The organism is Halomarina pelagica, from assembly GCF_024228315.1.
Classification (GTDB): domain Archaea; phylum Halobacteriota; class Halobacteria; order Halobacteriales; family Haloarculaceae; genus Halomarina; species Halomarina pelagica.
The window spans coordinates 2439225-2464475 of record NZ_CP100454.1; the positions used below are offsets into that span (position 1 = coordinate 2439225).

Annotated in this window: 28 protein-coding genes; 16 read left to right on the plus strand and 12 right to left on the minus strand. The window is 71.2% G+C overall.

Annotated elements, in window-relative coordinates; all coding sequences use genetic code 11:
* Nucleotides 1-46: 46 nt before the first annotated feature.
* On the minus strand, nucleotides 47-1321 hold the full coding sequence (locus NKI68_RS12650) for an amidohydrolase (RefSeq protein ID WP_254543460.1): 1275 nt from the start codon (nucleotides 1319-1321) through the stop codon (nucleotides 47-49).
* A 207-nt stretch (nucleotides 1322-1528) separates the two neighbouring features.
* Between NKI68_RS12650 and NKI68_RS12655 the strand changes: the two genes are divergently transcribed.
* Both NKI68_RS12655 and NKI68_RS12660 read left to right on the plus strand, forming a co-directional pair.
* Nucleotides 1529-2998: a Na+/H+ antiporter NhaC family protein gene (locus NKI68_RS12655; RefSeq protein WP_368410948.1), complete on the plus strand. Its 1470-nt coding sequence runs from the start codon at nucleotides 1529-1531 to the stop codon at nucleotides 2996-2998.
* Complete coding sequence (locus tag NKI68_RS12660; protein WP_254543462.1) at nucleotides 2995-3255, plus strand: DUF7513 family protein; 261 nt, start codon at nucleotides 2995-2997, stop codon at nucleotides 3253-3255. The genes NKI68_RS12655 and NKI68_RS12660 overlap by 4 nt, the downstream gene beginning before the upstream one ends.
* Nucleotides 3256-3309: 54 nt before the next feature.
* Here NKI68_RS12660 and NKI68_RS12665 read toward each other — a convergent pair whose 3' ends face one another.
* Nucleotides 3310-3633, minus strand: coding sequence for an uS10/mL48 family ribosomal protein (locus NKI68_RS12665; RefSeq protein ID WP_254543463.1), 324 nt, complete (start codon nucleotides 3631-3633; stop codon nucleotides 3310-3312).
* 110 nt (nucleotides 3634-3743) lie between these two features.
* Here NKI68_RS12665 and NKI68_RS12670 point away from each other — a divergent pair, with 110 nt between their 5' ends.
* Both NKI68_RS12670 and NKI68_RS12675 read left to right on the plus strand, forming a co-directional pair.
* Nucleotides 3744-4172 carry a bis(5'-nucleosyl)-tetraphosphatase gene (locus tag NKI68_RS12670; protein WP_254543464.1) on the plus strand — a complete coding sequence of 143 codons (429 nt, stop codon included), beginning with the start codon at nucleotides 3744-3746 and terminating at the stop codon, nucleotides 4170-4172.
* A gap of 4 nt (nucleotides 4173-4176) precedes the next feature.
* Entirely contained in the window at nucleotides 4177-5208 is a 1032-nt protein-coding gene (locus NKI68_RS12675; RefSeq protein WP_254543465.1) for a DUF5787 family protein, read from the plus strand.
* 5 nt (nucleotides 5209-5213) lie between these two features.
* Here the strand turns inward: NKI68_RS12675 and NKI68_RS12680 are convergent, their stop codons facing one another.
* Both NKI68_RS12680 and NKI68_RS12685 read right to left on the minus strand, forming a co-directional pair.
* Nucleotides 5214-5684: a DUF5797 family protein gene (locus tag NKI68_RS12680; RefSeq protein ID WP_254543466.1), complete on the minus strand. Its 471-nt coding sequence runs from the start codon at nucleotides 5682-5684 to the stop codon at nucleotides 5214-5216.
* 579 nt (nucleotides 5685-6263) lie between these two features.
* The gene (locus tag NKI68_RS12685; protein ID WP_254543467.1) at nucleotides 6264-7634 is read right to left on the minus strand and encodes a geranylgeranyl reductase family protein; all 1371 of its coding nucleotides are present in this window, start codon (nucleotides 7632-7634) and stop codon (nucleotides 6264-6266) included.
* Between the two features lie 109 nt (nucleotides 7635-7743).
* On the opposite strand from NKI68_RS12685, the gene NKI68_RS12690 reads away from it, so the two are divergent.
* A complete protein-coding gene (locus NKI68_RS12690; protein WP_254543468.1) occupies nucleotides 7744-8079 on the plus strand; it encodes a 2Fe-2S iron-sulfur cluster-binding protein in 336 nt (111 codons plus the stop codon).
* A gap of 46 nt (nucleotides 8080-8125) precedes the next feature.
* Here the strand turns inward: NKI68_RS12690 and NKI68_RS12695 are convergent, their stop codons facing one another.
* A complete protein-coding gene (locus tag NKI68_RS12695; protein WP_254543469.1) occupies nucleotides 8126-9169 on the minus strand; it encodes an NAD(P)/FAD-dependent oxidoreductase in 1044 nt (347 codons plus the stop codon).
* Nucleotides 9170-9363: 194 nt separating this feature from the next.
* Between NKI68_RS12695 and NKI68_RS12700 the strand changes: the two genes are divergently transcribed.
* From NKI68_RS12700 to NKI68_RS12710, 3 genes are all read left to right on the plus strand, one after another.
* Nucleotides 9364-9708, plus strand: a complete 345-nt coding sequence (locus NKI68_RS12700; RefSeq protein WP_254543470.1) for a glutaredoxin family protein — start codon at nucleotides 9364-9366, stop codon at nucleotides 9706-9708.
* A gap of 116 nt (nucleotides 9709-9824) precedes the next feature.
* Complete coding sequence (locus tag NKI68_RS12705; RefSeq protein WP_254543471.1) at nucleotides 9825-10430, plus strand: DUF7110 family protein; 606 nt, start codon at nucleotides 9825-9827, stop codon at nucleotides 10428-10430.
* Nucleotides 10431-10557: 127 nt separating this feature from the next.
* Complete coding sequence (locus tag NKI68_RS12710; RefSeq protein WP_254543472.1) at nucleotides 10558-11511, plus strand: phosphoadenosine phosphosulfate reductase family protein; 954 nt, start codon at nucleotides 10558-10560, stop codon at nucleotides 11509-11511.
* Nucleotides 11512-11848: 337 nt separating this feature from the next.
* Here the strand turns inward: NKI68_RS12710 and NKI68_RS12715 are convergent, their stop codons facing one another.
* Nucleotides 11849-12346, minus strand: a complete 498-nt coding sequence (locus NKI68_RS12715; protein ID WP_254543473.1) for a LabA-like NYN domain-containing protein — start codon at nucleotides 12344-12346, stop codon at nucleotides 11849-11851.
* A gap of 140 nt (nucleotides 12347-12486) precedes the next feature.
* Between NKI68_RS12715 and NKI68_RS12720 the strand changes: the two genes are divergently transcribed.
* The 7 genes from NKI68_RS12720 (at nucleotide 12487) to NKI68_RS12750 (ending at nucleotide 18838) form a co-directional block, all read left to right on the plus strand.
* Nucleotides 12487-12747: a hypothetical protein gene (locus NKI68_RS12720; protein WP_254543474.1), complete on the plus strand. Its 261-nt coding sequence runs from the start codon at nucleotides 12487-12489 to the stop codon at nucleotides 12745-12747.
* 349 nt (nucleotides 12748-13096) lie between these two features.
* The gene (gene dapA / locus NKI68_RS12725; RefSeq protein WP_254543475.1) at nucleotides 13097-14020 is read left to right on the plus strand and encodes a 4-hydroxy-tetrahydrodipicolinate synthase; all 924 of its coding nucleotides are present in this window, start codon (nucleotides 13097-13099) and stop codon (nucleotides 14018-14020) included.
* On the plus strand, nucleotides 14017-14760 hold the full coding sequence (gene dapB, locus NKI68_RS12730) for a 4-hydroxy-tetrahydrodipicolinate reductase (RefSeq protein WP_254543476.1): 744 nt from the start codon (nucleotides 14017-14019) through the stop codon (nucleotides 14758-14760). Before dapA ends, dapB begins: the two co-directional genes overlap by 4 nt.
* Nucleotides 14747-15583, plus strand: coding sequence for a 2,3,4,5-tetrahydropyridine-2,6-dicarboxylate N-succinyltransferase (locus tag NKI68_RS12735; protein ID WP_254543477.1), 837 nt, complete (start codon nucleotides 14747-14749; stop codon nucleotides 15581-15583). The genes dapB and NKI68_RS12735 overlap by 14 nt, the downstream gene beginning before the upstream one ends.
* Nucleotides 15580-16812, plus strand: coding sequence for a diaminopimelate decarboxylase (lysA, locus tag NKI68_RS12740; protein WP_254543478.1), 1233 nt, complete (start codon nucleotides 15580-15582; stop codon nucleotides 16810-16812). The genes NKI68_RS12735 and lysA overlap by 4 nt, the downstream gene beginning before the upstream one ends.
* Entirely contained in the window at nucleotides 16809-17654 is an 846-nt protein-coding gene (gene dapF / locus NKI68_RS12745; RefSeq protein WP_254543479.1) for a diaminopimelate epimerase, read from the plus strand. The genes lysA and dapF overlap by 4 nt, the downstream gene beginning before the upstream one ends.
* Nucleotides 17655-17659: 5 nt before the next feature.
* Nucleotides 17660-18838 (plus strand): M20/M25/M40 family metallo-hydrolase, encoded by a 1179-nt coding sequence (locus NKI68_RS12750; RefSeq protein WP_254543480.1) that lies wholly within the window; start codon nucleotides 17660-17662, stop codon nucleotides 18836-18838.
* Between the two features lie 36 nt (nucleotides 18839-18874).
* Here the strand turns inward: NKI68_RS12750 and NKI68_RS12755 are convergent, their stop codons facing one another.
* From NKI68_RS12755 to purB, 3 genes are all read right to left on the minus strand, one after another.
* Nucleotides 18875-19255, minus strand: coding sequence for a DUF5518 domain-containing protein (locus NKI68_RS12755; RefSeq protein WP_254543481.1), 381 nt, complete (start codon nucleotides 19253-19255; stop codon nucleotides 18875-18877).
* Between the two features lie 747 nt (nucleotides 19256-20002).
* On the minus strand, nucleotides 20003-20638 hold the full coding sequence (locus NKI68_RS12760) for a phosphoribosyltransferase (RefSeq protein WP_254543482.1): 636 nt from the start codon (nucleotides 20636-20638) through the stop codon (nucleotides 20003-20005).
* Nucleotides 20639-20924: 286 nt separating this feature from the next.
* Nucleotides 20925-22334, minus strand: coding sequence for an adenylosuccinate lyase (gene purB, locus NKI68_RS12765; protein ID WP_254543483.1), 1410 nt, complete (start codon nucleotides 22332-22334; stop codon nucleotides 20925-20927).
* A gap of 105 nt (nucleotides 22335-22439) precedes the next feature.
* Between purB and NKI68_RS12770 the strand changes: the two genes are divergently transcribed.
* Nucleotides 22440-22808 (plus strand): hypothetical protein, encoded by a 369-nt coding sequence (locus NKI68_RS12770; protein WP_254543484.1) that lies wholly within the window; start codon nucleotides 22440-22442, stop codon nucleotides 22806-22808.
* A 75-nt stretch (nucleotides 22809-22883) separates the two neighbouring features.
* On the opposite strand, the gene NKI68_RS12775 is transcribed toward NKI68_RS12770, so the two are convergent.
* From NKI68_RS12775 to NKI68_RS12785, 3 genes are read right to left on the minus strand one after another with little or no spacing between them, the layout of a single operon-like run.
* Complete coding sequence (locus NKI68_RS12775) at nucleotides 22884-23231, minus strand: hypothetical protein (RefSeq protein ID WP_254543485.1); 348 nt, start codon at nucleotides 23229-23231, stop codon at nucleotides 22884-22886.
* Entirely contained in the window at nucleotides 23228-24130 is a 903-nt protein-coding gene (locus tag NKI68_RS12780) for a signal peptidase I (RefSeq protein WP_254543486.1), read from the minus strand. The genes NKI68_RS12775 and NKI68_RS12780 overlap by 4 nt, the downstream gene beginning before the upstream one ends.
* Nucleotides 24120-25193, minus strand: coding sequence for a hypothetical protein (locus tag NKI68_RS12785; RefSeq protein WP_254543487.1), 1074 nt, complete (start codon nucleotides 25191-25193; stop codon nucleotides 24120-24122). Before NKI68_RS12785 ends, NKI68_RS12780 begins: the two co-directional genes overlap by 11 nt.
* Between the last annotated feature and the right edge of the window lie 58 nt (nucleotides 25194-25251).

Sequence of the window (25251 nt, forward strand, 5' to 3'; positions counted from 1 at the left end):
ACCCGTCCGACGAGCGTCGCCCGTACTCGGACGCGACGGGCGACGCCTACGGTCGCTGGTCTGCGAGCCGCAGGATCGCGCTCGTGAGCAACTCGACGCCGATCGGCAGCGAGTCCTCGTCCACGTCGAACGTCGCCGTGTGGTGGCCGCCGGGGTGGTCGGTGCCGACGCAGAGGTAGGCGGCCTTCCCGCCGCGGTCCTGCACGCGCTGCATCAGGAACGTCGCGTCCTCGCTGCCGCCGAGGTCGTCGCTCCGGACGACGGAGTCGACGCCCGGCACGTCCGCGGCGACGGTCTCCACCACGTCCACGACGGCGTCGTCGCTCCGGGCGCTCGGGGCCTCGCGGTCGCTCTCGACCCGCACCTCGCAGTCGTGCATCGCCGCCGCGGATTCGAGGACGGCGCGCGCGCGCTCGACCATGTAGTCCTTCAGTTCGGTCGTCGCGCCGCGCACCTCGCCCTCGATGCGGGCGTGCTCGGGGACGATGTTCGTCGCGCTCCCGCCCTCGACGATGCCGGCGTTGACGCGCGTCGCGCCGTCCTGGTGGCGCGGGATGGCGTAGAGGTTCTGCACGGCCGTCGCGAGCGCCTGGACGGCGTTGCGTCCGTCTCCGGGGTTCGCGCCCGCGTGGGCGGACTCGCCCGTGAACGTCGCCTCGAAGTGCTGGACGGCGAGGAAGCCGTCGATGCCGGCGACGACCTCGCCCGTCGGGTGGTCGAGACCGACGTGCGCCGCGAGGAGGTAGTCGCAGTCGTCGAGGAGTCCGGACTCGGCGATCGCCTTCGCGCCGCCGACGACCTCCTCGGCGGGCTGGAAGACGACCTTCAGCGTCCCGTCGAAGTCGCTCTCCGCGATGGCTTCGACGACGCCCACCCCGAAGGCGGCGTGCGCGTCGTGGCCGCAGGCGTGCATCGCGTCGGACTCGGCGCGGAAGCCCTCCGCGGTCGGGAGGTGGTCCTCGCTCGTGGACTCCGTCCGCGGGAGCGCGTCGATGTCCACCCGCAGGCCGACCGTCGGCCCGTCGCCGCGCCGCAGGACGGCGAGCGCGCCCGTGAACCCGCCCTCAGTCTTCTCGAGGACGTCCTCGCGGACGCCGCGTTCGCGGGCGAGCCGATACCAGCGGGCGATCTCGTCGTCGTCGGGGACGCCCATGCGTTCGCCCTCGACGAGGAGTTCGCGACCGACGAGCAGTTCGTCCACCCCGATCGATTCGAGTTCCTCGACGATCCGCGCGGTCGTTCGGAACTCGCGCCAGGCGGGTTCCGGGTAGCGGTGCAGGTCGCGTCGCAGGGCGACGAGTCGGTCGCGCGTGACAGACATGACCGCACGTGGGGCGGGAGGGGTTAAGTGCGTGCCCTTCCCCGCCGGATTCGGGATCGGTCTAGCGGGCTTTATCTACCCGGGGGGCACGATATCCGAGCGTGAGATAGCATGGCATCAGACCCTGAAACAGTCGACATCGGCGAGGAACTCCGCGCCGAGGAGGACGCGCGCGAGGGCCTCCGCATCGAGTTCTACGGCGGTCCGATGATGAGCGCGCTTCCGATCGCGTTCTTCATCGTCTGGGCGGTGTTCCAGAGCGGGCTGCTGGGTATCGGCGACACGACCGGCCTCGTCATCGGGATGCTCGTCGGCCTCATCGTCGGGATGCTCTTCGTGCGCGGGGCCTGGCGACACTACGCGAACACGATCTTCGAGGGCATGACCCGTCGCGTCGCCGCCACCGCGATCGTGGCGTGGCTCTGGGCGGGCATGTTCGCGCAGGTCCTCCAGGACGGCGGGTTCGTCGACGGTCTCGTCTGGGCCGCCGACGCGGCCAGCATCGGCGCGGCGCTGTTCCCGGCCGTCACGTTCGTGCTGGCGGCGCTGCTCGCCACCGGCATCGGCACCGGGTACGGGACGACGGTCGCCTTCGCGGGGCTGTTCTTCCCCGCGGGCGTCCTCATCGGTGCGAACCCCGTACTCCTGTTCGGCGCGATCCTCTCGGGGGCGGTCTTCGGGGACAACCTCGCGCCCGTGAGCGACACCACCATCGTCAGCGCCGTGACGCAGGACTCCGACATCGGGGGCGTCGTCGCCTCGCGGTTCAAGTACGCCATCGCGGCGGCCGTGCTCGCGTTCGTCGCGTACCTGATCGCCGGGAGCGTCATGACGGGCGTCGAGGTCGGCGGCGGGGAGAACCTCCTCGACCAGCGCAGCAACCCCCTCGGTCTCGTCCACCTGCTCTCGATCGGCGTCGTCCTCGCGACGGCCATCGCGGGACGGCACATCGTGGAGGCCATCTCGTGGGGCATCATCGTCGCGGTGGCGCTCAACCTGCTGTTCGGCCTCTCCTCGGTGTCCGACATCCTCGTGTTCAACGCGTCGGAGAACGGAGCCTTCGCGTCGGAACTGGCGTGGCTCCCGTTCGTCCGACTCACCAGCGACCCCGAGATCGTCAACACCGTCGGCGGGAGCCTCTACGCGGGCGCGCTGGGCTTCTTCCCGTTGATCGTCCTCACGCTGCTCATCGTCGCCGGGGCGCAGATCATGATCCGCGGGGGCGGCTTCCAGGCGATTCAGGACTGGCTCCTGAACAGCGTCGCGACGTCCGTCCGCCGGACCGAACTCACGATGGTCATGGGGACGGCGATGGTCAACGCGATGATCACGATCAACACCGCCGCCGAGATCGCCATCGCGCCGTACGTCGCGCGCCTCGGCGAGCGGTTCAACATCAACGGGTACCGCCGGGCGAACATCCTCGACGCGAACACCTCGGCGCTCGGGTACATCTTCCCGTGGGCGGGCGGCGTGCTCGTCGGGTACGTCACCATCAGCCAGTTGCCGGAGCAGTACGCGTGGTTCACCCAGGAGATGGTCGTCAACCCCGTCCAGGTGTGGCCGTTCGTCTTCCACGGCTGGCTGCTCGTCGGCGTCTTCGTCTTCGCCGCGCTGACCGGCTACGGCCGCGAGTACATCACCGACCGCGAGAGCGGGGAGGTGGCGCGGGTATGAGCCTCGGTTCGTACCTCCGCGGCCTCTTTCGCACCACGACGCCCACCTTCCGGGAGGGCCAGGAACTGACGGTGTTCGTCACCGGCTACCGGGCCGGGACGGCGGTCGCCCGCGTCGGCGACACGGAGTTACGCGTCACGGACGCCCCCGAGGGACTCCTCGATTCGCGCGTGCGGATCCGGGTGACCTCCTTCGACGCCAGCAGCCACTCTGGGGAGGCGGAGTACCTGGAGCGCGTCGGCGAGAGCGCGTTCTAACCGCGCGTCGGTCCCGTCCCCGCTTCGCTCTCGAGGGCGACTCGACGCTCGGCGTCAGCGGCCGACGCCGGTGACCTGTTCGATCTCGACTTCGACGTGGACCTGATCGGGGAACTCCCGGTGGGCGGTCCGCCTGGCGACCTCGTCGTGGCCGACGATCCGCATCGTCCGCTTGTAGACGGTGTAGTCCCACGGCTCGAACGTCTCGCCGTCGTCGAGTCGCTTCGACTGCGGGACGCGGTAGTCCGTCGGCGGTGCCGGATGTGGCCCCTTCAGCTCCGCGCCCTTTCGCTCCGCGGTGGCCTTGATGTCCTCGACCACGTCCTCGAGCGTGTGGCGGTCCCCGCTGGTGAGGGTGAGGGTCGTAACGAAGGTCATGTGGCGGTTCAGGGACGCGAGCGGCAAAAGCGCACCCATCCGCCCACGGATACGGTTACGGGGCGACGCATGGCGATATTCTCTTATCCTATGATACAGTAGGGAGATGCATGATAGAGGCCACGAGCGCCGGAGCAATCCTGTTCCGCGATACGCGTGGCCGTCGTGAGTACCTCCTGCTCAAGAGCCGCACGGGGGACTGGGAGTTCCCCAAGGGCGGCGTTGAGGGGGAAGAAGAGTTGCAGCAGACGGCCATCCGCGAGATCGCAGAGGAGGCCGGCATCGACGACATCCGACTCATCGACGGCTTCAGAGAGGACTACGACTACATCTTCGAGGCGAACGGGAACACCATCCACAAGACGGTGCACCTGTTCATCGCGAAGTCCTTCGAGGCGAGCGCCGAACTCTCCTCGGAGCACCGCGACCTGCAGTGGCGCGACTACGAGCAGGCGATCAACACCATCACGCAGGACGGCCCGCGCGACATCCTGCGTGAGGCCCACCGCTTCCTCGACAACGGCGGCCTGAAGGGCTGACGGCATGCGGGAGCCGGAGTTCACGTTCGAACTCCGCGTCTGCCAGTGGGCCGAGCGCGAGTGGCCGCCAGAGGGATCGCTCGACGACGAGACGGCCGTCCTCGTCGCCCGACAGCTCGGCACGCGGAGCCGCCGCTGGGACACGCTCGTGCTGGAGTGCGACCGCGAGGCGCTCGCGGCCCGCGCGGTCTTCGGGCCCGACCGGCTGACGGGCGACCTCCTGCACGTCGTCCGCCACGCGCCGCGCGGGTGGGCGTACTACCGCGAGGCCCTCCCCGATCCGGGCTACCCCTGGCGCTACGTCCGCGAGACGATCCACGAGGCCGCCGATCGGGGGATCGTCGACACCAGACGGCGAGGGGGGCGCATCGAACTCAGACGGAAGTGGCACTACCCCGACTGGTGTCGGCGGATCGTCGCGATCGAGAACAAGCCGGACCTCGACGCGAGCGCGGCGCGCCGCCTCGGCGATCAACTGGAGCGGGACGTGGCGCTCGCGCTGGCCGACGAGGTGTGGGTCGCGACCCGCGCGACTGACGACGGCGTCGAACCGGCGCTGCTCGAGCGGCTCCCCGTCGAGGCGGGCATCCTCACGTTCGACGGCGGCGGCGCGTCGGTGGCCTGGCACCCCGCGTCCCTCGCGGTCGACGAGCCGGGGACGCGGATCGCAGAGCGACCGAGCGGGGGCGACGACGCCTCAGCCGCGCGGTTCGAGTACGCCGACCCCGACTGGAAGCGGGCGAAGCGCCGCGAACTCGCCGAACGCGCCTACGAGCGCGGGTGGCGCGCCTACGTCGGGACGATGCGGCCGGACTGTCGGCACTTCGAGTTGCGACGCGAGGGGGACGCGCTGCTCCCCTGGTGTGCGGCGAAGGGGCGGACCCAGACCGCCCGGGAGTGTTCCGGCCGGTGCGAACGGTTCTCGCCGGAGCCGCCCGCCTGGCGCACCCGTGGCTGGCCCATCGAGGGCGGTCCGGGGAAGGGGATACGGCGGTTGCTCGACCGCCAGCGCGAGCGCGCGCGGCGACCCGACTGACCTGCTTAATCGAGCGCCTCGACCGCGAGTTCGTCACGAGGGACGGCGAGTCGGAACGTCGGAACGGTCTGCTGTACGACCTCGACGACGCCCTTGTCCTGGAGGCTCCGGAGGCCCGAGCGTACCTCGTCCACGTCGGCGTCCTCGCCGGCTTCCCGGAGTTTGTGGAGGACGGAGACGACGCTCTCGGGGTCCTCGTCGGGCCCGGCGACGACCTCGGCGATCCGGACCTGTAGCTCGGGGACGCGGATGGCCTCGTCGCCGGGGTCGACGCCGACGAGTTCGGCCCCCTCGGCGGTCGCCCGGATGAGGCTGTTCTCGTCGCGGAAGTAGTAGTCCTTCAGTTCGGATTCGAGGTACCGGTGGACCTCGCTACCGCTGTCGAGGTCCCAGCGGTCCAGCAGTTCGGCGTTCTTCGTCGGCTGCAACTCGACGACGTCGCGCAGCCGTTCTTTCGCTTCCTCGGAGAGCGGCACTGTCGGGGATACGCCCGGACCCCTACATGCGCGTTCCGACTTTCGGAGGACCGAGGAACGAACCCGACCGACCGACGGCCCCAGCACGACGACGTGGATGCGACCCGCGACCGCCCCCGTGACGCCGTGCGTCGGACCGCGAGCGAGCCAGCGACGCTGGCGAGCGAGCGGACGCGCCGAACCCCCGAAGGAGCGAAGCGACTGAGGGGGTGAGGTGCGGTTTTAGTCCAGGTTTTGCCAGGGAGCGAGCGCAGCGAGCGACCGCAGCAAAACGTGGGCGTGCAGGCGACGCCACGGCGGGATCCGGTTCGCGGGGCGTGGCGTCGCGCAATCGCAGACGCCCCACGGCGACTCTCACGTCACGGGAGGCACTGGCCCCGCTCTCCGATATAAACGTACGGCCCGAACGACGGGCCCGATCGCCACCGCCGGCACCAGCGCGGCACCCGTGAGCGAGGCCGAAGGCCGAGCGAACGGACCGACGGAACCCCCGAGCGAAGCGAGGGGGTGAGGAGGGTTTTGCTCCAGCTTTTGCCAGGGAGCGGCCTCCGGCCGCTCCCGCAGCAAAAGGTGGTGGTCCTAGTACTTCGGCTCCGCGCCGACCGTCTCGTAGATGTCGTCCATGATGCGGTCGCGCTTGATCCGCCAGCGGGGGAAGTCGGCCGGCGAGTCGGGGTAGGCCTCGTAGTGGCGCAGGAGGCGGTCCGCGAGGCGCTTCGTCCGGTAGAGGGCGACGAGCGTCTCCCAGTGACCGCGGGACTTCCAGAGGGTGCGGGCGGCGAGCCCCGGACTGACGCCGGTCGAGCCGGAGTAGAGCGCCTCGGAGAGCTGCTCGCCGGGGAGCGCCGCCAGGAGGCTCATCAGATCGTCGAGGTCGTAGGCGGTGGAGAAGACGTTGTAGACGTCGAGCGCGGCGTAGCGGCCGCCGTAGTGGTCCATGACGCGCTCGTTGTACCGCCAGAGCGCCCCCTCGCTCACGTCGGCCGTCTCGATCGCCTCGACGACCTGCTCGCCGGCGTACTTGCCGGCGTAGGCCGCGCCGGCGATCCCGCCGCCGGTGGTGGGGTTGACGTGGGCGGCGGCGTCCCCGACGGCCACGAACCCCGGCGCGACCGCCGAGTCGTACGTGCGGCGGGTCGGGAGCGCCGCGCCCAGCTTGTCGATCACGCGGGCGTTCCGGAACTCGGGGCGGTTTCGCAGGTCCTCGCGGAGGTCCTGCACGAGCTTCATGGGCCGCTCGTTCATCTGGAAGCCGAGGCCGACGTTGATCTCGGTGGGCGTCCGCGGGAAGTACCACAGGTAGCCCGCCGAGCGCTTCGTGGGCTTGAACACGAGCGCGTCGTACCACTCGACGGGCTCCTCGACCTCGACGATCTCGCGGTAGGCTGAGGAGAACTGCGAGTACCGGACGTTCGTGTCGAACGTCGACCCGGAGAGGTCGGCCTTGTCCTGGAGGATGGAGAGCGATCCGGCGGCGTCGATCACCACCTCCCCCTCGTAGGTGACGGGTTCGCCCCTCCGGACGCCCGCGACGCCCGTCACGCGGCCGCCGTCGGCCTGGAGCACGTCGCGGACGACCGTGTCGTAGTGGAACTCGACGCCGGCCCGGTCCGCCCCCTCGATGATGCGCCGGCCGTACTCCCAGCGGTCGATGACCGCGAGTTCGCCGGGGACGGGGATGTCGAGGACGGCGTCCTCGGAGGGGATCTCGAACCGCCCGTGGTCAACGTCCGTGTTGGTGAAGGCGGGTTCGATCTGGGACTTCGGGATGGCGTCGGGGAAGTTCGCCGCCCCCTTGAGCGCGTCGCCGCAGGCGATGTGTCCCGCCTCCTCGGCGCTCTTGCGCTCGACGACGACGACGTCGTACCCCGCCCGGGCGACCGTGGCCGCGGCGTAGCACCCGCCGGTCCCGGCCCCGACGACGACGACGTCGTATTCGTGCGTGGTCATGCCTGTTCGTGGCCTGCGCGCGTGAAAACCTTTGTCGAATCGTCCGTTACGTCGACGACGACAGGAGCTACCAACAAGAGTTTTGTCCCGCATCGTCCAATCGCCGTCCATGACCGAGTACACCGTCGAGTTCGTCGGAACGGGTGAGACAATATCAGTCTCGGACAAGCAGACCGTCCTCAGCCGCTGCATCGAGGAGGGCATCGCCCAGGAGTACTCCTGCCGCGTCGGGATGTGCCTGGCCTGCTCGGCCGAGATCGTGGAGGGGGAGGTCGAACAACCCGTCGCCGTCGCCCGCGGGCTGACCGAGGAGGAGGCCGAGCGCTACGCGCTGACGTGCATGGCCCGGCCCGCCTCCGACCTGAAACTCGACCGGGGGAAGTACCCCCCGAGCATCGAGGGGGACGCGGAGGGCGGGCCTGAGACGGCGTCGGCGGACGACTGAGGCGATCGTCGCGGATCGGCGGCCGCCGATCTCGAGTCCCGTCCGCTCAGTCGTCGTCCGCGGTCGCTTCCTCGGGCGCGTCCGCCCCCTCGCCGTGTTCGCGGGCGCGCTCGCGCAGGCGATCCGAGACGGCGGGCACCTCCTCTGCGGCGACGGGACCGCGCTCCTCGATCTCCTCGAGCGACCGGGGGAACTCGCGCAGGTCGTAGTGGAGCGCGATGCCCGCCTTCGCCCCCTCGCCCATGGCGACGGGGATCTGGTTGTGGCCGGGCGTGAGGTCGCCGACGGCGAAGACGCCGTCCGCGCTGGTGCGACCGTGGTCGTCCACGACCACGGTGCCGTCGTCGTTCAGTTCGCAGCCGAGCGACGCCGCGAGGTCGTTGTTGTACTCCGAACCGTACATCGGGAAGCCGCCCCGGTACTCCCGTCGGGTGCCGTCCTCGAACTCGAACGCCTCGAGCCAGCCGTCCTCGCCCTTCTCCATGCCGACGACCTCCTCCTCGATCACGTCGATCGGGTGGGCGCGCAGGCGCTCGTCGGTCTCCTCGCCCCACTCCGGTTCGCGCCCGCGGGTCAGCAGGTCCACCTCGGGCGTGAAGTTGAGCATGATCATGGCGACGACGGCGGCGCTGTCGCCGTGGCCCATCACGAACACCGGCTCGTCGACGAACATGTAGGCGTCGCAGTGCAGGCAGTAGTGCAGCCCGCGGCCCGTGCGGGGCAGCGGCGGATCGGGTCGCACGTCCGAGAAACCGGTGGCGAGGACGACGCGCTCCGCGAGCACCTCCGCGTCGTTGCCGATCACGCGGAACCGGCCGTCGTCGGTGCGCTCGACGTCCGCGACGAAGTCGCGGCGGACGTCCGCGCCGTAGCCCTCGATCTGTTCGGTGGCGGTCCGCAGGAACTCGTTGCCCGAGACGGACTCGGGGACGCCGATGACGTTGTGCGTGTCGAGCATCATCGCGGCGCGGCCGCCGCCGCGGTTTATCACTACCGTGTCGTGGCCCAGTCGGGTGGCGTACAGCGCGGCGGTGAGTCCGGCCGGGCCGCCGCCGACGACCGCGACCTGATACTCGGGGGTGTCTGCCATGTCGCGTCGTTGGGTGGGCGGTTACATAACGCCCCGGTCGCATGTGCGGCGCGCGCGCCCGGCCGAGCGACGGTGAAGCCGATGGTTCCGCCGAAGACGCTCCGACGACTCGTCGGGGAGCCCGCACGCGGGAGGCGACCGGAGCGGTTCCGGGCGACGAAACACGTTTGTCCGACGCGACGACTATCCCTGGTATGACGTTCGAACCGCAGTCCGACCTGAGCGAGGAGGAGGTCCGCGAGCGCGTCGACAGCGCCATAGAGGAGAACGAGGTCGTGCTGTTCATGAAGGGGACGCCGCTGATGCCCCAGTGTGGCTACTCCCGGCGGGCGCTCGGGCTCATCGGCCAGCACCGCGACGACGTGGCGACCGTGGACGTGCTGGAGGCGCTCGACGCCTACCGCGCCGCGCTGAAGGAACACAGCGGGTGGGAGACCATCCCGCAGACGTACGTGAACGGCGAGTTCGTCGGCGGAAGTGACGTCCTGGCTGAACTCGACGAACGCGGACAGCTCGCGGCGACCCTGGACGGAGAATAACCACCCCTGCTGAAGAGTGACAAAAAGGGTAGAAAATATAAGCAACAAGTCCCTATAATAGGGTGACCAGTTCCGGTCGCGGGGACGCAGCCGCCCCGGTTAGCGTACGCTACACCATGACCAGCCACGTATACACTCTTCACTCGACGCTCGAACTGCCACTCGAAGACGTATTTGAGTACTTCGAGGACGCTGACCTCCCCGTCGAAATAGACGACGTCGAGATCACACGACGGAACAACACGCTCATCGTGAGCGCAGTCGCCGCCGAGGACAACATCAGCAAGTACACGCCGACAGCGCAGTTGAAGGCGAGCGTCACGGAGAACAGGATCTACCTCGACGAAGAGGAAGAAGACGAGAGCGGGCCGTTCGGCGGCGGGCCGTCCGGTGCCCCCCAGTGGACCGCGTTCGGACAGCAGGAAGAAGAGCAGGTCGAACGGCCGTCGGAACTCGTCGAGTACGCCTGCTTCAAGGGCGATCGAGAGACCGTCCTGCAGAACACCGCGCTCCAGTATCCGATGTTCGAGGTCCTCTGTGACCTCGCGCTCGAGTGCGAGAAGGGAACGCTCACCGCCATCACCGCGCGCGACGGGGAACTCCAGGCGACGCGCATCGTCAACGGCGAGGAGCGCGCCGCGACGCTGAAGGTCGTCGAGGACCCGCGCGACGCGCCGAACGGCAACGGGATCAACTGGCGAGACAACAAGTTCATCAGCTAGACGACGACGCGAGCCCTCCTGCGGAGCCCCCTTCGCGAGTGCCGAGTGCGGCCGCGACCGCGCTCCCAGCGAACGCTTCCGAGGCCACAAGCGGTAAGTGGCTGGTAATAATATCTAATTACCACGCATGGCAGACTTCCCGCAGTACCTCGACGTGGACTACACGGATGGCGAGGGAGAATCCCCCGAGGATTATCCGGCGCTCGAGGACAAGATCGAGAAGGCCATCGAGGTCACGAAGACGGGCCTCCAGGAGTACGAGAATCCGGCGGTCATGTGGACCGGCGGCAAGGACTCGACGCTCACCCTCTACTTCGTCAAGGAGGTCGCAGAGCAGTACGACCTCGAACTGCCGCCGACCATCTTCATCGACCACTTCCAGCACTTCGACGAACTCATCGACTTCGTCGAGCACTGGGCCGACGAGTGGGATCTCGAAGTGGTCTACGCCCGCAACGACGACGTCGGGTCGCTCGCCGACGACCCCGGCGACGAGATCCGCGTCGAGGACCTGAACGAGCAGAACCAGCACCACGTGCGGAACATCCTCGAGTACGAGGATGACACCTTCCCGTTCCTGCTCGACACCTACGTCGGCAACCACCTCCTCAAGACCGTCGCGCTCAACAACGCGCTCGAGGAGTACGACATCGACGGCATCATCTCCGGCATCCGCTGGGACGAGCAGGAGGCGCGCGCCGACGAGACCTTCTTCAGCCCCCGCCACGACCCGGACATCTACCCGCCCCACGACCGAATTCAGCCGATCCTCCAGTTCGAGGAGCGCGACGTCTGGGACGCCTTCTGGAACTTCGTCGTCCCGGAGACGGTCGAGGACTACCCGGCCGGGCACGTCCCGCAGGACTACGACGACCTGCCGAACGACCTCACCCACGAGGACATCCCCGTCTCGCCCAAGTACTTCGCCGGGTTCCGCTCGCTCGGCAGCGAGGTCAGCACCGACAAGAGCGCCGAGGAACCCGCCTGGCTGCAGGACCTGGAGGGCACCACCGAGCGCGCCGGCCGCGCCCAGGACAAGGAGGACCTGATGGCCCGGCTGCGCGACCTCGGCTACATGTAACCCTATCTGCTGCCCGCCACCTTTTGCTGCGGTCGGGCGGTGGCGACCGCGGAGCGTGTCGCCACCGCCTCCCTGGCAAACGCTGCATTGTGAGACGCCTCGCGTCTCGCAGGCTTCCAGAACCGCGGGTGGTTCTGGAAGGAGCAAACCCCTCCTCACCCCCCCGCTTCGCTCGCGGGTTCGTCACCGGAACGCACCGCGTTCCGGTTGGCTCACGGGGGTGAAACGCTCGTGAACGTCGGGCCGCTCGCTCCCTTCGGTCGCTCGCGGCGCAGTACAGTCTAACGCGACGCGACTCGACGGAACCACCGCGAGGAATCGTTCCCGGTGAGCCGTCCTACAGCAGGAACCTGTCCGTCTGCTCGCTCAGGTCGACGAACGAGTCCGCGGCCTCGATGAGTTCCGTCGCCGTGGACTGGCGAAAGCCCATCACCTCGACGCGGGTGCCCTCGTGGCGGAGGTGCGAGCAGAGCCGCGAGAAGTCGCCGTCGCCCGTGCAGAGGACGACGGCGTCGACGTGGCGGCCGAGCGTCACAGCGTCGAGGCTCAGCCCCACGTCCCAGTCGGCCTTCTTCGTCCCGTCGCTGTAGGTCTTCAGCTCTTTGATCTTCGTCTCGAAGCCGATGTCCTCGAGCGCCTCGAAGAACGACTCCTCCTCCGGCGCGTGCGCCCGGACGACGTACGCGATGGCGCGGACGAGCTTGCGGTCGTACACCGCCGCCTCGAGCAGGCTGGCGTAGTCGACGTTGCGCGAGTAGACGCTGTGCGACGAGTGATAGAGGTTGCGCGCGTCGGCGAGTACGGCGACGCGTTGATCCGGGTGAATCGGAGGCATGTTCCGGACTCGTCCGCGCTCCGGGATAGACTTTCGTATCGACGCGACGCTCGTATCGACCGACGCCGCGACCGCCCCCCGCCGATCACGTTCGACGCGCTAACGCAGGCTTAATGGGCCGAACTATCCGACTGGTGGGTATGCCCGGTGACTTCCAGCTTCCGGCCAAGGGCGACGTGCTGGTCGAGTTGTACAACCAGTTCAACGAGGACCAGCAGGAGATGACGTACGCGACGGTCACCATCCTCCACAACGGATGGGTCCGGTGCGTGCGGCGACCCGAAGACATGGAGACGGAGGCCGCGGCCGAGGGGGAGGCGGAGGTGGACTACTACCCCCCCAGCACCGTCGGCGGCGTCTACACCATCGAGGACGAGAACGTCGTTCCCCTCTCTCAGTAGGGGGAGGGGGTCCGACCGACCGGTCCGTCGCCGGTAGCGTCGCGAGGGCGACTCGCCGCGCCCGTCGGGGTCTCGACGGACGCGTTCGCGCCGCGCGGTCTGACGCCGGCGTCTCCCGTCGGCAGAAATTGGCGCGCGGCACAACCGATAAATAGGTGGCGTCCCCTCGGACGAACATGCACCTCACGTCCCGCGAGAGCGGGAGTGCGGCCGACCCCCGTCGCAAACGCGCGTAGAGCGACGGGTTCACGGCGGGCTGGCACCCCGTCGCGGGCTGTTTTCGACGCGTATCGAACGATAGCCGCGCATCCAGCGCACTGACACATCACACCACACCAGACCACAGCACATGACGCACGAACCGTACACCGGAGTCTTCCCCGCACTCACCACGCCGTTCACCGAGGACGACCGCATCGACCACGAGACGCTCGCCGCGAACGCCCGCCGACTGGAGGAGGCGGGCGTGGACGGCATCGTCCCCGTCGGGACGACCGGCGAGAGCGCCACGATGACCCACGACGAGCACATCGAGGTCATCGAGACGGTCGCCGGGGCCGTGAGCGAGGTGCCCGTCGTCGCCGGCGCGGGGAGCAACGCCACCCACGAGGCCGTCGCGCTCGCCGGGCGCGCCGCCGACGCGGGGGCCGACGGCCTGCTCCTCATCTCGCCGTACTACAACAAGCCCGAACCGGCGGGTATGGAGTACCACTTCCGGGCCGTCGCCGACGCCGTCGACCTCCCGCAGATCGTCTACAACGTCCCCGGCCGCACCGGGCGCAACATCGCCGTCGAGACGGCCGTCTCGCTCGCGCGCCACGAGAACGTCGTGGGATACAAGGCGGCGAGCGGCGACCTCACCCGCGTCACGCGAGTCATCGAGGGGACGCGCGAGGAGTCGTTCACCGTCCTCTCGGGCGACGACGCGCTCACCCTCCCGATGCTCGCCATCGGCGCGACGGGGTGCATCAGCGTCACCGCCAACGTCGAACCCGAGCGCGTCTGCGCGATGGTCGGCGCGGCGCTGGACGGCGACTTCGAGCGGGCGCGCGCGCTCCACCACGAACTCGGCCCGCTCAACCGCGCGCTGTTCGCCGAGACGAACCCGATCCCGGTGAAGGCGGCGATGGCGATGCGGGGGTACATGCCCGAGCGCATGCGCCCGCCGCTCTCGCCGCTGACCGACGGCAACCGCGAGGAACTCTCCGCAATCCTCGCCGCTCTCGATAGGAATACCCCTCACGAAGTACAAGCGCGACAGACGGAACCATGAGAGTAGTCGTCACGGGCGCGACCGGGCGGATGGGACGGATCGTCCGCGAGGTAGCGGGGGAACGCGGGTGGGAGGTGCTTCCCGTCTCCCGCTCTGAGGGGACCAAGTACGAGCCCTCGAGCCTCGCGTCCGCCCTCGCCGAGGAGCGCCCCGACGCGCTCGTCGACTTCACCGTCCCGGCGGCGAGCGTCGAGACCGTCGCCACCTGCGCCGACGCGGGCATTCCGGCGGTCGTCGGGACGACCGGGTTCGACGACGAGCAGTTGGACGCGCTCTGGGAGGCGAGCCAGTCGACTCCCGTATTGCACGCCCCGAACTTCGCCCGCGGCGTCGCGGCCCTGATCGGCCTCGTCCGCGAGGCCGTCGCCGCCCTCCCGGGCTACGACGTGGAACTCACGGAGACCCACCACCGCGGCAAGCGCGACGCGCCGAGCGGTACCGCGAACCGCCTGCTCGACGCCGTCGACGAGGCGCGCGGGGCGTCCGCAGAGCGCGTCCACGGGCGACAGGGCGCGCACCTGCGCGGCGACCGCGAGGTGGGCGTCCACGTCCGGCGCGCGGGCGACGTCCGCGGCGAGCACGAGGTGCTGCTCGCGGGCAACGACGAGGTGCTGACGCTCACCCACCGCGCCGAGAGCCGGCGGGTGTTCGCCGCGGGGGCGCTCGACGCCGCCGCGTGGCTCGCCGGGCGCGAGGCGGGCTGGTACGACTTCTCGGAGGTGCTGAATGACGACGCTTGAAACCGACGTAGGCGAGCTGTGGGATCGATACGAGGACGGCCTGACCGCGGGCGACGCGGGAGTGGACGAGCTGGCGACGCTCGACGCGTTCCTCGACGCGCTCGAGGCCGGCGAGGTGCGCGCCGCGGAGCGCGAGTCGCGCGCGGAGTGGCGCGCCGTCCCGTGGGTCAAGCGGGGCATCCTGCTCAACTTCGCCCTGCGCGAGACGCGCCCGCGACAGTACGGCGACGTCACCTACCACGACGTGCTCCCGCTGCGCGAGACGCGCGACCTCGCCGTCCGCGGCACGCGAAACACGCCGGACGGGACCGTGATCCGCCGCGGCGCGTACGTCGGAAGCGACGCGATCCTCATGTCGCCGTCGTTCGTCAACGTCGGCGCGCACGTCGGCGACGGCACGCTGGTCGACTCCTGCGACACGGTCGGCTCCTGCGCGCAGGTCGGCCGCGACGTGAAGCTCGGCGCGAACACGCTGCTCGGCGGCGTCCTCGAACCCGTCGAGGACGCGCCCGTGATCGTCGAGGACGGCGTCTCGCTCGGAGCGGGCTGCCGGGTCACCTCCGGGTTCGTCGTAGGCGAGGGGAGCGTCGTGGGCGAGAACACGCTCCTCACGCCGCGCATCCCCGTCTACGACCTCGTCGAGGAGGAGGTCGTGTACGGCCACCTCCCGCCGGAGCGCCGCGCCTTCACGCGGTTCGTGGAGTCGAGCGTCGGCGACCACGACCTGTTCGACGGCGGGGCGTACAAGCCCGCCGTCGTCGCGACGCACATCGAGGACCGCACGCTCGAGGCGAGCGAGCGGGAGGGGGCGCTGCGCGAATGACGGGGACGGGGGCGGCGGTGCGTCGGCTCGCGGACTGGGACGCCGCCCGACTCCGGGCGCTCGCCGACGAGTTCGAGACGCCGCTCTACGTCCTCGACCCCGACCGCGTCCGCGAGAACGCGGCGCGCCTCCTGGCCGCCTTCCCCGACGCGGACGTGAGCTACGCCGTGAAGGCGAACGCGACCCGAGCGGTCCTCGAGACGGTGCGCGACGCCGGCCTCGGCGCGGAGTGCGCCTCCGCGGGCGAGGTGCGGCGCGCGCTCGAGGCGGGGGTCCCCGGCCATCGGGTGCGCTACACCGCCGTCAACCCGCCCGCCAGCGACCTGGATTACGTGGTCGAGGCGTCCCGCGAGCACGACCTCGTGCTCACGGTGGACTCGGCGGACACCCTCGACCGCGTGGCGGAGCGCGGCTACGACGGCCGCCTCTGCGTGCGCCTCAACCCCGGCGTCGGCGCGGGCCACCACGAGAAGGTCGTCACGGGCGACGCCCCGCAGTTCGGCGTCCCCTACGACCGCGCCGCCGCGCTCTGCGTCGACGCCAGGCGTCGAGGGTTCGACCTCGTCGGCCTCCACGCCCACGCCGGGAGCGGCATCTCCGGCGAGGGGCTCGAGGCGCACCGCGAACTCGTCCGTCGGACGAGCGCGCTCGCGGAGGAGGTGGGCGACCTCGACTTCGCGGCGGTCGGGGGCGGCTTCGGCGTCCCCTACCGCCCCGCGGAACCGCCGCTCGACCTCGGCGCGGTCGCGGACGCGACCCGCGAGGCGTTCGGCGACCCCGGCGCGCGCCTCGCCGTCGAACCCGGCCGCTACGTCGTCGCGGACGCGGGCGTCCTCCTGATGCGCGTCACCGCGGTCACCGAGACGCCCGAGACGACCGTCGTCGGCTGTGACGCCGGCATGACGACGCTGCTCCGCCCCGCGCTGTACGACGCGTACCACCACGTCCGCAGCCTCGCGCCCGACGCCGCCGAGCGCGAGTCGGTCCGCTGTCTCGTCGCGGGGCCGATCTGCGAGACGGCGGACGTGCTCGCCCGCGACCGACCCCTCCCCGCGCCCGCCCGCGGCGACCTCCTCGCCGTCGGGAACGCCGGCGCGTACGCCTACGAGATGGCGAGCCAGTACAACTCGCGTCCCCGCCCCGCCGTCGTCTCCGCGACGGGCGACCCCCTCGTCCGCCGCGAGACGCTCTCCGACCTCACCAGGCTCGAAGTACGACCAGAACAATGATCCCTGTAGCGAAGTACCACGGAACCGGCAACGACTTCATCGTCGTCGACGCGGACCTCTCGGTCCCGAACCGACGGCGATTCGCGACTGACCACTGCGACCGAACCTCCGGCATCGAGGGCCCGGACGGCCCCTCGGGCGCGGACGGCGTGCTCTTTCTCGCGCTCGAACCCGCCTTCGACCCGCCGCGGGTCATCATGACGCTCGTCCAGCCCGACGGCTCGGTCGCCTCGATGTGCGGCAACGGCGCGCGCGTCGCCGCCGCCTGGGCCGCGGACCGCACCGGCCGGGACGAGGTGATGATCGACACCCCGGCCGGGACGCGTCACGCCGTCGTCGGCGACGACGAGGTGACCATCGAGATGGGCCGCCCGACGTTCGACCCGGGGTACGTCCCCGTCGCGCGCGACGAACCGATGGTGGGAGAACCGCTCGCCGGGCTCACGGTCACGGCGGTCAACACGGGCGTCCCCCACGCCGTCGCGTTCGTGGGCGACGTGGACGCGGTCGACCTCGAGGCGGTCGCGCCGGACGTCCGCCACCACGACGTCTTCCCGAAGGGCGCGAACGTCACCGTCGCGTCGGAGCACCCGGACGGCGGCGTCAGTCAGCGCACCTTCGAGCGCGGCGTCGAGCGCGAGACGCGCTCCTGTGGCACCGGCGCGGTGGCCGTCGCGGCCGTCGCGCGCCGCCTGGGCCGCGTCGGCGACGGCCCCCTCACGGTCCGCCCGCCGGGGGGCGACCTCACCGTCTCCTTCGAGGACGGCCGGGCGTACCTCACCGGGCCGGTCGTCCACGAGTTCGACGCGGAACTCTCCGCCGCCCGACCGCGACGCGCCTGAGATCGATGGGCGAGATCGATCCGCTCTCCTTCCACGAGCGCGCCGTCCGGACGCCCTCCCACGAGTCCGTCGACGACATGCGCGACCTGCTGGTCGAGGCGCTCCGCGAGGCGGGGGAGGCACCTCGCGTCGACGCGGCGGGCAACGTGCTCGCGGCGAAGGGCGAGGGGCGTCCGCACCTCGTGCTCAACACGCACCTCGATACCGTCCCGCCGCACGTCCCCTTCGGGCGGAGCGCGGCCGTTCCGGGAGCCGACGCAGGTGGGTCGGGCGAGCGAGGAGCGGGCGGCGACGGCGACGATGGCGGTAGTGGCGATGGTGCGCGTGCGTCGAGCGGGGCGGGCGCGGCGGGCGACGTGGTCCTGGGTCGCGGCGCGTGCGACGCGAAGGGGCCCCTCGCCGCGATGGTCGCCGCGTTCGCGGCCGCGCCACCGGACGGTCCCCGCCTCACGCTCGCGGTGACGCCGGACGAGGAGACCACCTCGGCGGGGGCGGCCGCCCTCGCGCCGACGCTCGACGGCGACCTGTACGTGGTGGGCGAGCCGACCGGCCTCGACGTCTGCACCGCCGCGCGCGGCCGGTTCGAGGGATCGATCTCGATCCGCGGGGTCGCGGCCCACGCCGCCGAACCCGAGACGGGCGTGAACGCGGTGGCGGCCGCCGAGGCGGTCCTCGGCGCGCTCCGGACGTTCGACGGCGCGCGCGGTCCCGACCCGCACCCGGAACTCGGCGCGCCGACGCTCACGCCGACGCGGATCCGGGGCGGCGAGGCGATCAACCAGGTCCCCGATTCGTGTCGCGTGGACGTCGACCGCCGGAGCGTCCCGCCCGAGACCGCGGCGGGGTTCGAGCGCGCGCTGAACGACCACCTCGCGCCCCTCGACGCCGACTGCGAGTTCTCCCTCACCGAGCGGGAGACGCCGTTCCTGGAGGCGTTCGCCACCGACCCGGGGCACCCGCTCGTCGCGGCGCTGCGGGGGGCGGGCGCGGGGGAGGCGCGCCCGTTCGGCGCGGCGACGGAGGCGTCCTACTTCGCGCCGGAGCCGACGGTCGTCTTCGGGCCGGGCGCGCTCGCGGACGAGGAGGGACCGGTGGCCCACGCCCGGCGGGAGTACGTCAGGCGGAGCGAGGTCGAGCGCGCGGGCGAGATCCTCCGGGAGGCGGTGACGACGCTGCGGGGATGAGCGGCGAGTACCCGACTCCGACCTCGATTTCCAGACCTACGACGCCCCGACGCGGGTCTCCTGTCGAACGTAGACGCCGATGAACCCGCCGAGCGCGCCGAGGAGGGCGGCGACGAGCGCGACGGCGAGGAACGCGCCGACGACGAGCGCGACGCCGACGGTCCCGACGAGCGGCGTGAGGGTGTCGATCACCGGGACGAACGTGAGGACGCCGCCGAGAAACAGCAGCGCGCCGACGAGCGGGAGGGAGGCGAACACGCCCGACAGCGCCCCGACGCTCGCGCCGGCGCGGCGGTCCCCGCGCTGGAGGTACCCCGCCACGGCCCCCCCGATGACGGGCGACAGCGGAACGAACGACAACACGACGGTCACGATCGCGCCGATAACGGCGTTAAGCAACGTCTCACCCTCTGCCATCGTCTCGCAATTGACGTCCACCTACATAAACGTCCGTCGGACGCGACGGTCCGGACCGACGTTCGCTCCGGCGCTGCGCTTCGACGTGATCGGTGAAGGCACAGAAACGAACGAAGAGGGAGGACGGTCAGAGGCGTCCCCACGATCCTGAGTATCGGCCCACGCACTCGCATCCGTCCGCATCCCTCGGTTTCCCCCACCTGTGGGGCCTCGTCCGGGCGTCGGAGCGAGGCTCGGACGGTCGATGCGACCGGCGTACCGTGCCGATACCCGTTCGTAACGCCTCGGGGGCGGCGGGTACTTCTTTGGGTTGTCCTGTAAAGGTGATTTAAGTAGCGATTCGGACGATACTGCCGCGAGCGTGCGCTCCGGCCGTCCGCGCACCTCCCCAAGAAAGGTCGTGACCCCCGGAGTCGGTGAACCCCGGCGTCCGACGGCTCGAACGTCCCCACGATGCGACGTGAGGGCGGTCCGCCCGTGCGCCTCCCGTTTCGTACCCGTGCTCGGCCGAGGACGGCCGTTCCATCGCCGACCGCCGGTCGGGGGCTCCCGGCGGCGTCACCCTCGTGTGACACTGGTGACCGACCACCGTGGTCCTTGTGGTGTCGACGGACGCGGGTGCACCCTCGATTCGCGAGCGTCGACGCTCCGTCGGTCGAGGGATCCGTCGGTCGAGGTGTCCGTCGGTCGAGGGGTACCGTCGATGGAGGAGTTCGCCCGAGAGAGCGAGCGCCGATTGGGTCGCGCTCACCGCCCTCGTTCGCGATCGAGATACTGCACCGCCTCCTCGTCGGGCACCTGTCCGAACTCCCGGTAGAACCGGCCGACCGCGCCGAAGTAGGCGGGCGTCTCGACGCAGATCACGTCGTCGGCCTCGCGTTCGAGCATCTCGACGGAGTCCGGCGGGGCGACCGGCGCGGCGACGATCACCCGATCCGCGCCGGCGGCGTACGTGGTCCTGACGCAGGCGAGCGTCGTCGCGCCCGTCGCGATGCCGTCGTCGACGACGAGCGCGGTCTTGCCCCGGAGGTCGAGCGGCGGCCGGTCGCCGCGGTAGCGCGCCGCCTTCTCTCGCGCCGCCTCGGCCTGCCGCTCGCGCTCGTCGTCGAGATAGCCCTCGGTGACGCCGAGGCTGGCGACGAGGTCGTCGTTGATCCACGTCGCGCCGTCGGCCCCGACGGCCCCGACGGCGAGTTCCGGGTTACCCGGCGCGCCGAGCTTGCGCGCGACGACCACGTCGAGGGGCAGGTCGAGGGCGTCCGCGACGGCCCGACCCACCGGGAGGCCGCCGCGCGGTATCGCGAGGACGATGTCGGCCTCGACGCCGCGCGATTCGAGCACCTCGGCGAGCTGTCGTCCCCCTTCCGTGCGGTCCGTGAACACGAGTCGTTCACCCGGACGAACTACGGGACTGCGGCGTATGACCCTTTTGCCGGCTCGAACGGGTACCGTTCAGATACGAGTCGTCGAGTCGAACGCGCCGACGTGACGGCCTCGAACGCCCCCTCCCGCTCGACGGCTGCGAACCGCACTGCGCGCGCCTCCGGCGTGCTTATGGGTTCTCGCTCGCCGAGCGGTCGGCCCGTTCACTCCCACCCCCCGTGGGTGCTCGTCCGGCGGCCGCGTACGGAACACTGCCCCCTCGAACGCGCTCGCGGGCGCGTCCCGGTCAGTCGTCGGGATCGTCGGGGGCGTCCGACGCCGGGGCGTCGGTCCCGTCCAGTTCGTCCACGAGGTCGCTCGCGAGGCCCGTGTACCCGGCCGGGGTGAGCGCGCGCAGTTCGTCGCGGACGGACTCGTCCACGTCGAGGTCGTCGAACAGCGCCCGGAAGTCGTCGAGGGTGACCTCCCGCCCCCGCGTGAGCGCCTTCACCCGCTCGTAGGCGTCCTCGTGGCCCTCCCGGCGGAGGATCGTCTGGACCGCCTCGCCGACGACGGCGGGCGTGGCCTCGAGTTCCTCGCGCATGACGCGCTCGTTGGGAACGACCTTCCCCAGCCCGGTCCGGAGCTTCGTATAACCGATGAGGCAGTGGGCGAACGCCGCGCCGATATTACGCTTCACGGTGGAGTCGGAGAGGTCGCGCTGGAGGCGCGAGGTCGTCACGTAGTCGGCGAGAAAGACGAGGTCGGCGTTCGCCTTCGAGAGGTTCCCCTCGCTGTTCTCGAAGTCGATGGGGTTGACCTTGTGGGGCATCGTCGAACTCCCCGTCTCGCCCGCGGCGGCCTCCTGGCCGAGGTAGCGGTCGCTGACGTAGAGCCACACGTCGCGATCCAGGTCGAGTAGCACGTCGTTGACCCGGCGGAACGCGTCGAACAGTTCGGCGAGGTCGTCGCAGGGGTTCACCTGGGTCGCGAGCGGGAGGTGGGCGAACCCGAGCGACTCGACGAACGCCCGCGAGAACGCCCGCCAGTCCACCTCCGGGTAGGCGACGCGGTGGGCGGCGTAGGTGCCCGAGGCACCGGCGAGCTTCCCGGCCAGTTCGACGCCCTCGATCGCGGCGACCGCCCGCCCGACGCGGGCGGCGTAGACGGCCATCTCCTTGCCGAACGTGGTCGGCGTGGCGGGCTGGCCGTGCGTGCGCGCCAGCATGGGGAGGTCGCGGTGCGCCCGCGCGAGGTCGGCGAGGTCGTCGCGGACCGCGCGCAGTTCGGGCAGCAGCGCCGCCTCGACCGCGCCGCGGACGAGCAGCCGCTGGGCGAGGTTGTTCACGTCCTCGCTCGTCAGCCCGAAGTGGATCCACGGGCCGTACTCCGGGAACGAGTCGCGGACGAAGTACTCGACGGCCTTCACGTCGTGGTTGGTCGCCGGGAACTCGCCGTGGCCCTCGGTCTCGATCTCCTTGACGAGTTCCGCGTCGTCCGCGTCGAACTCCCCGTACAGCGCCCGGAGCGCCGCGCGGTCGTCCGCGTCGATCGAGAGCGGCGTGGCGTCGAGGTCGGCCAGCGCGATCAGGTACTCCACCTCGACCCGCACGCGGGCGCGCATCAGGCCCGACTCGCTCGCGTAGGGGACGAGCGGGGCCGTCTTCGAGGCGTAGCGCCCGTCGAGCGGCGAGACGGCGTCGAGTGACGTTCGCATACCGGGGGGTGTGCGCACCGGGCGAAAAAGGGTGTCGAAGCGACGAGCGCGTGGAGACGAGGTCGGCGACCGAAAGTATTCACCGCCGCCGGCGACAGTTCGGCCATGTCGGCCGCCCTCCGCTCGCCGGTCGAGTCGCGCCGAATCGCGCTCGCCGTTGCCGCACTCGCCGCCGTCGCGATGCCGCTCTTCCTCGCGGCGTACGAGGCGACGAACGGGACGGCGTCGGCACTACTGTGGGCGTTCCTGGCACTCGCCGCGCTCGGGAGCGCCGCAATCGGTTACGCGACGCGGACCGTCACGGGGGCGATACTCCCCCTGTCGCCCGCGGTCGCGTACGTCGTCGGTCCCGGTCGGACGGCGTTTTTCCCCGCCGCCGCGTTCGTCCCGCTCGGTGTCCTGCTCCCGCTCGCGTTCGGGTTCGTCGCGGCGAGCGCCGGCGTCTCGCTCCGCCGGACGCTCGCCGCTCGCTGACCCGCTCCGGATCGGCCGCGGAGACGGCGACGGATCGCGCCGGTCGCCGTTAGACGAGCGGGCAGAGCGTTCGATTCACCGGCCGGGCGCGCCTCCGGCGCTCCCGTTCGTCGGTCCGCCCGCGTTCACCGGCGCGCTCGACGTCGACGCGTTTTCCGACGAGCGTCGGGACTCCGGGAGGGGCGCGGCGCTCTCGCTCGTCACGTTCGTCGTACTTCCGCTCGTCGCGCTTTCGTTCGCCGCGCTCGCGTTCTCCGCGCTCCCGTTCGTCGCGTTCGACGGCGACAGGTCGTCCGCCGCCGCGAACGACACGGTCGCTACCTCCTCGTCCGCGAGGTACGCGACGGTGCCGTAGCCGCCGGCGAAGGCGACGACGCAGATCACGAGCGCGAGCGCACCGACGGTCGCGTCCCGGAGGATCACTCCGGCTCACCCCCGTCGGGTATCGCCGCGGGGTCCGACGGCCCGTCGTCGGTCGTCGCGTCCGGCTCCGCCGACGGCGCGGCGTACCACACCGCCCCGAGGAACAGGGCCGTCCCCCCGGCGGCGACGGCCACGCCCACCGACCAGAAGCTCCGGTGCAGGACCGCGACCGCCGCGCTGTACGCCGCGAGGGCGACCAGGACGACGAGCGTCGCCCGGAGGTCGAACCGCGTGACGGCGATCGCGTCGTCCCCCGACTCGACCGCCGCACCGTCCGCGTTCGAGGGCCCGGCGTCCGGTTCGTCCCCGGCGTCCGGGGTCGCGGACCCGTCCGTCCGTCCCGCCCGGTTCGCCCGACCCGATCGGAGTACGCTCCGCACCTCCCCGCCGACGAGCAGCGCCACGGGCGCACCGACGAGCAGCGCCAGCCCGAGGGGCGTCCCGCCGTACCAGAGGACGTAGCCGATCAGCGGGAGGACGTGGACGACCTTCCCGCGGATCTCCGACGGGGTGACGAGTTCGCCGTCGGGCGCGGCGTTCGCGTCGCCCTGCGTACGGAACGCCGGTCCCCCGTCGGTCTCGACGACCTCGATCACGCGGTGGGTCGTCGGCTCGCCGGGAGGCTCCCCGAAGGTGACGACGTCGCCCTCCTCGATCGCGCCGGGATCGACGCGACGGACGAGGACGGAGTCGCCCGTGCCGATGGCGGGTTCCATGCTCCCCGAGAGGACGACGTAACTCTCGTCCGCCCCGACGAGCGCGGGGACCGCGTGGACGACGAACGGCGCGACGGCGGCGACGAGGACGAGCGCGCCGAGCGCGCGGCCGATCCGTCGGCGGCCGGGGAGGTCGGGGCGGTCGCCGAGTTCGTCGCGGACCGCCCGCAGCCTACGCCTCACGCTCGAACACCTCCTCGCTCGCGTTCCACTCGTACTTGACGCACGCCAGATCGCCCGGGCAGGGGTCCGCGGGCGTCTGGTCCGCCGCCGGCGCGGTGCCGCCGCCGACGGTCGCCGTCCCGTCGGTCGCGCCGCCGACCGCGAAGTTCTCCAGGGCGTCGGGACCGCGCCCGAACCGATCGAACCCCTCCTTGAGGACCACGACCTCGATCGGCGCGTCCGCCGCCCACCGGATCGAGAGCGGTTCCCGCGTCCCCCCCTCGACCTTCGATTCGGTCACCTCCAGCGCGGTGATCGTCGGCTCCTCGCCCTCGTAGCAGAAGGCGACGAAGCTGATGCCCGACCGCGGGCCGCCGGGATCGCCGCCACCGTCGTCCGCACACGGCGACTCGGCGGGCGACGCGTGGCGCGCCTGCCGGGCGGCGAAGCGGAACTCGACGTCGACGCCGTCGCCCTCGACCCCCGGCCCCGCGTCGGCCGGGAGTTCCCACTCGAACCGGAGCGCGACCGATCCCCGCTCCCCGGGGGCGGTCGGCCGGAGCGCCGCCTGCGTCCCGGGGGGTCGCGGGCGTCCGGTTCCGTCGACGGGGAGTCCGCCCACGAGCGCGCGCTCGACCGCCGCCAGCGTTCCGGACGCGACGACGGTCGCCCGATCGTTCTCGTCGACGAGCGAGAGCGCGACCCACAGGGCGTCCCACAGATCCGCTCCCTCGTCGGCTCCTCCGCCGCCGTCCGTCCTCGACGCGAACGTGCAGAGCCAGAGCCAGACGGGGTTGCTCGTCACGCCGAACTCGAACAGCACCTCGCCGCTCGAACCGGGCCGGAGGTCGGGAAACGACAGGGTGATCGGCTCGCCGTCGGCGACGGTCCCGCTCCCGACCGTCGCGCCGCCGACCGTCCCCGTGTAGCGGACCGCGAGATCGACCGCCCCGGCGGTGAGCCGAGCGCGGGTGGCCGCCCGATCCGAGAGGGCGGCGTAGGTCCCCGCCCCGAAGCTCGCGGCACCGATCCCGCCCACCGCGGAGAGGACGGCGCGTCGGTCGAGGGTGAGCCGATCGCTCACGGCCCACCTCGGGTGAGTGCCGGCGAGGGGGTGGACCGACGGGAATGCGGTCGCGACG

Bases quoted from the DNA above. Each gene is read 5' to 3' on its own strand.
- NKI68_RS12650 (WP_254543460.1), bottom strand. From the start codon at position 1,321: ATGTCTGTCACGCGCGACCGACTCGTCGCCCTGCGACGCGACCTGCAC.
- NKI68_RS12655 (WP_368410948.1), top strand. From the start codon at position 1,529: ATGATGAGCGCGCTTCCGATCGCGTTCTTCATCGTCTGGGCGGTGTTC.
- NKI68_RS12660 (WP_254543462.1), top strand. From the start codon at position 2,995: ATGAGCCTCGGTTCGTACCTCCGCGGCCTCTTTCGCACCACGACGCCC.
- NKI68_RS12665 (WP_254543463.1), bottom strand. From the start codon at position 3,633: ATGACCTTCGTTACGACCCTCACCCTCACCAGCGGGGACCGCCACACG.
- NKI68_RS12670 (WP_254543464.1), top strand. From the start codon at position 3,744: ATGATAGAGGCCACGAGCGCCGGAGCAATCCTGTTCCGCGATACGCGT.
- NKI68_RS12675 (WP_254543465.1), top strand. From the start codon at position 4,177: ATGCGGGAGCCGGAGTTCACGTTCGAACTCCGCGTCTGCCAGTGGGCC.
- NKI68_RS12685 (WP_254543467.1), bottom strand. From the start codon at position 7,634: ATGACCACGCACGAATACGACGTCGTCGTCGTCGGGGCCGGGACCGGC.
- NKI68_RS12690 (WP_254543468.1), top strand. From the start codon at position 7,744: ATGACCGAGTACACCGTCGAGTTCGTCGGAACGGGTGAGACAATATCA.
- NKI68_RS12695 (WP_254543469.1), bottom strand. From the start codon at position 9,169: ATGGCAGACACCCCCGAGTATCAGGTCGCGGTCGTCGGCGGCGGCCCG.
- NKI68_RS12700 (WP_254543470.1), top strand. From the start codon at position 9,364: ATGACGTTCGAACCGCAGTCCGACCTGAGCGAGGAGGAGGTCCGCGAG.
- NKI68_RS12705 (WP_254543471.1), top strand. From the start codon at position 9,825: ATGACCAGCCACGTATACACTCTTCACTCGACGCTCGAACTGCCACTC.
- NKI68_RS12710 (WP_254543472.1), top strand. From the start codon at position 10,558: ATGGCAGACTTCCCGCAGTACCTCGACGTGGACTACACGGATGGCGAG.
- NKI68_RS12715 (WP_254543473.1), bottom strand. From the start codon at position 12,346: ATGCCTCCGATTCACCCGGATCAACGCGTCGCCGTACTCGCCGACGCG.
- NKI68_RS12720 (WP_254543474.1), top strand. From the start codon at position 12,487: ATGCCCGGTGACTTCCAGCTTCCGGCCAAGGGCGACGTGCTGGTCGAG.
- dapA (WP_254543475.1), top strand. From the start codon at position 13,097: ATGACGCACGAACCGTACACCGGAGTCTTCCCCGCACTCACCACGCCG.
- dapB (WP_254543476.1), top strand. From the start codon at position 14,017: ATGAGAGTAGTCGTCACGGGCGCGACCGGGCGGATGGGACGGATCGTC.
- NKI68_RS12735 (WP_254543477.1), top strand. From the start codon at position 14,747: ATGACGACGCTTGAAACCGACGTAGGCGAGCTGTGGGATCGATACGAG.
- lysA (WP_254543478.1), top strand. From the start codon at position 15,580: ATGACGGGGACGGGGGCGGCGGTGCGTCGGCTCGCGGACTGGGACGCC.
- dapF (WP_254543479.1), top strand. From the start codon at position 16,809: ATGATCCCTGTAGCGAAGTACCACGGAACCGGCAACGACTTCATCGTC.
- NKI68_RS12750 (WP_254543480.1), top strand. From the start codon at position 17,660: ATGGGCGAGATCGATCCGCTCTCCTTCCACGAGCGCGCCGTCCGGACG.
- NKI68_RS12755 (WP_254543481.1), bottom strand. From the start codon at position 19,255: ATGGCAGAGGGTGAGACGTTGCTTAACGCCGTTATCGGCGCGATCGTG.
- purB (WP_254543483.1), bottom strand. From the start codon at position 22,334: ATGCGAACGTCACTCGACGCCGTCTCGCCGCTCGACGGGCGCTACGCC.
- NKI68_RS12770 (WP_254543484.1), top strand. From the start codon at position 22,440: ATGTCGGCCGCCCTCCGCTCGCCGGTCGAGTCGCGCCGAATCGCGCTC.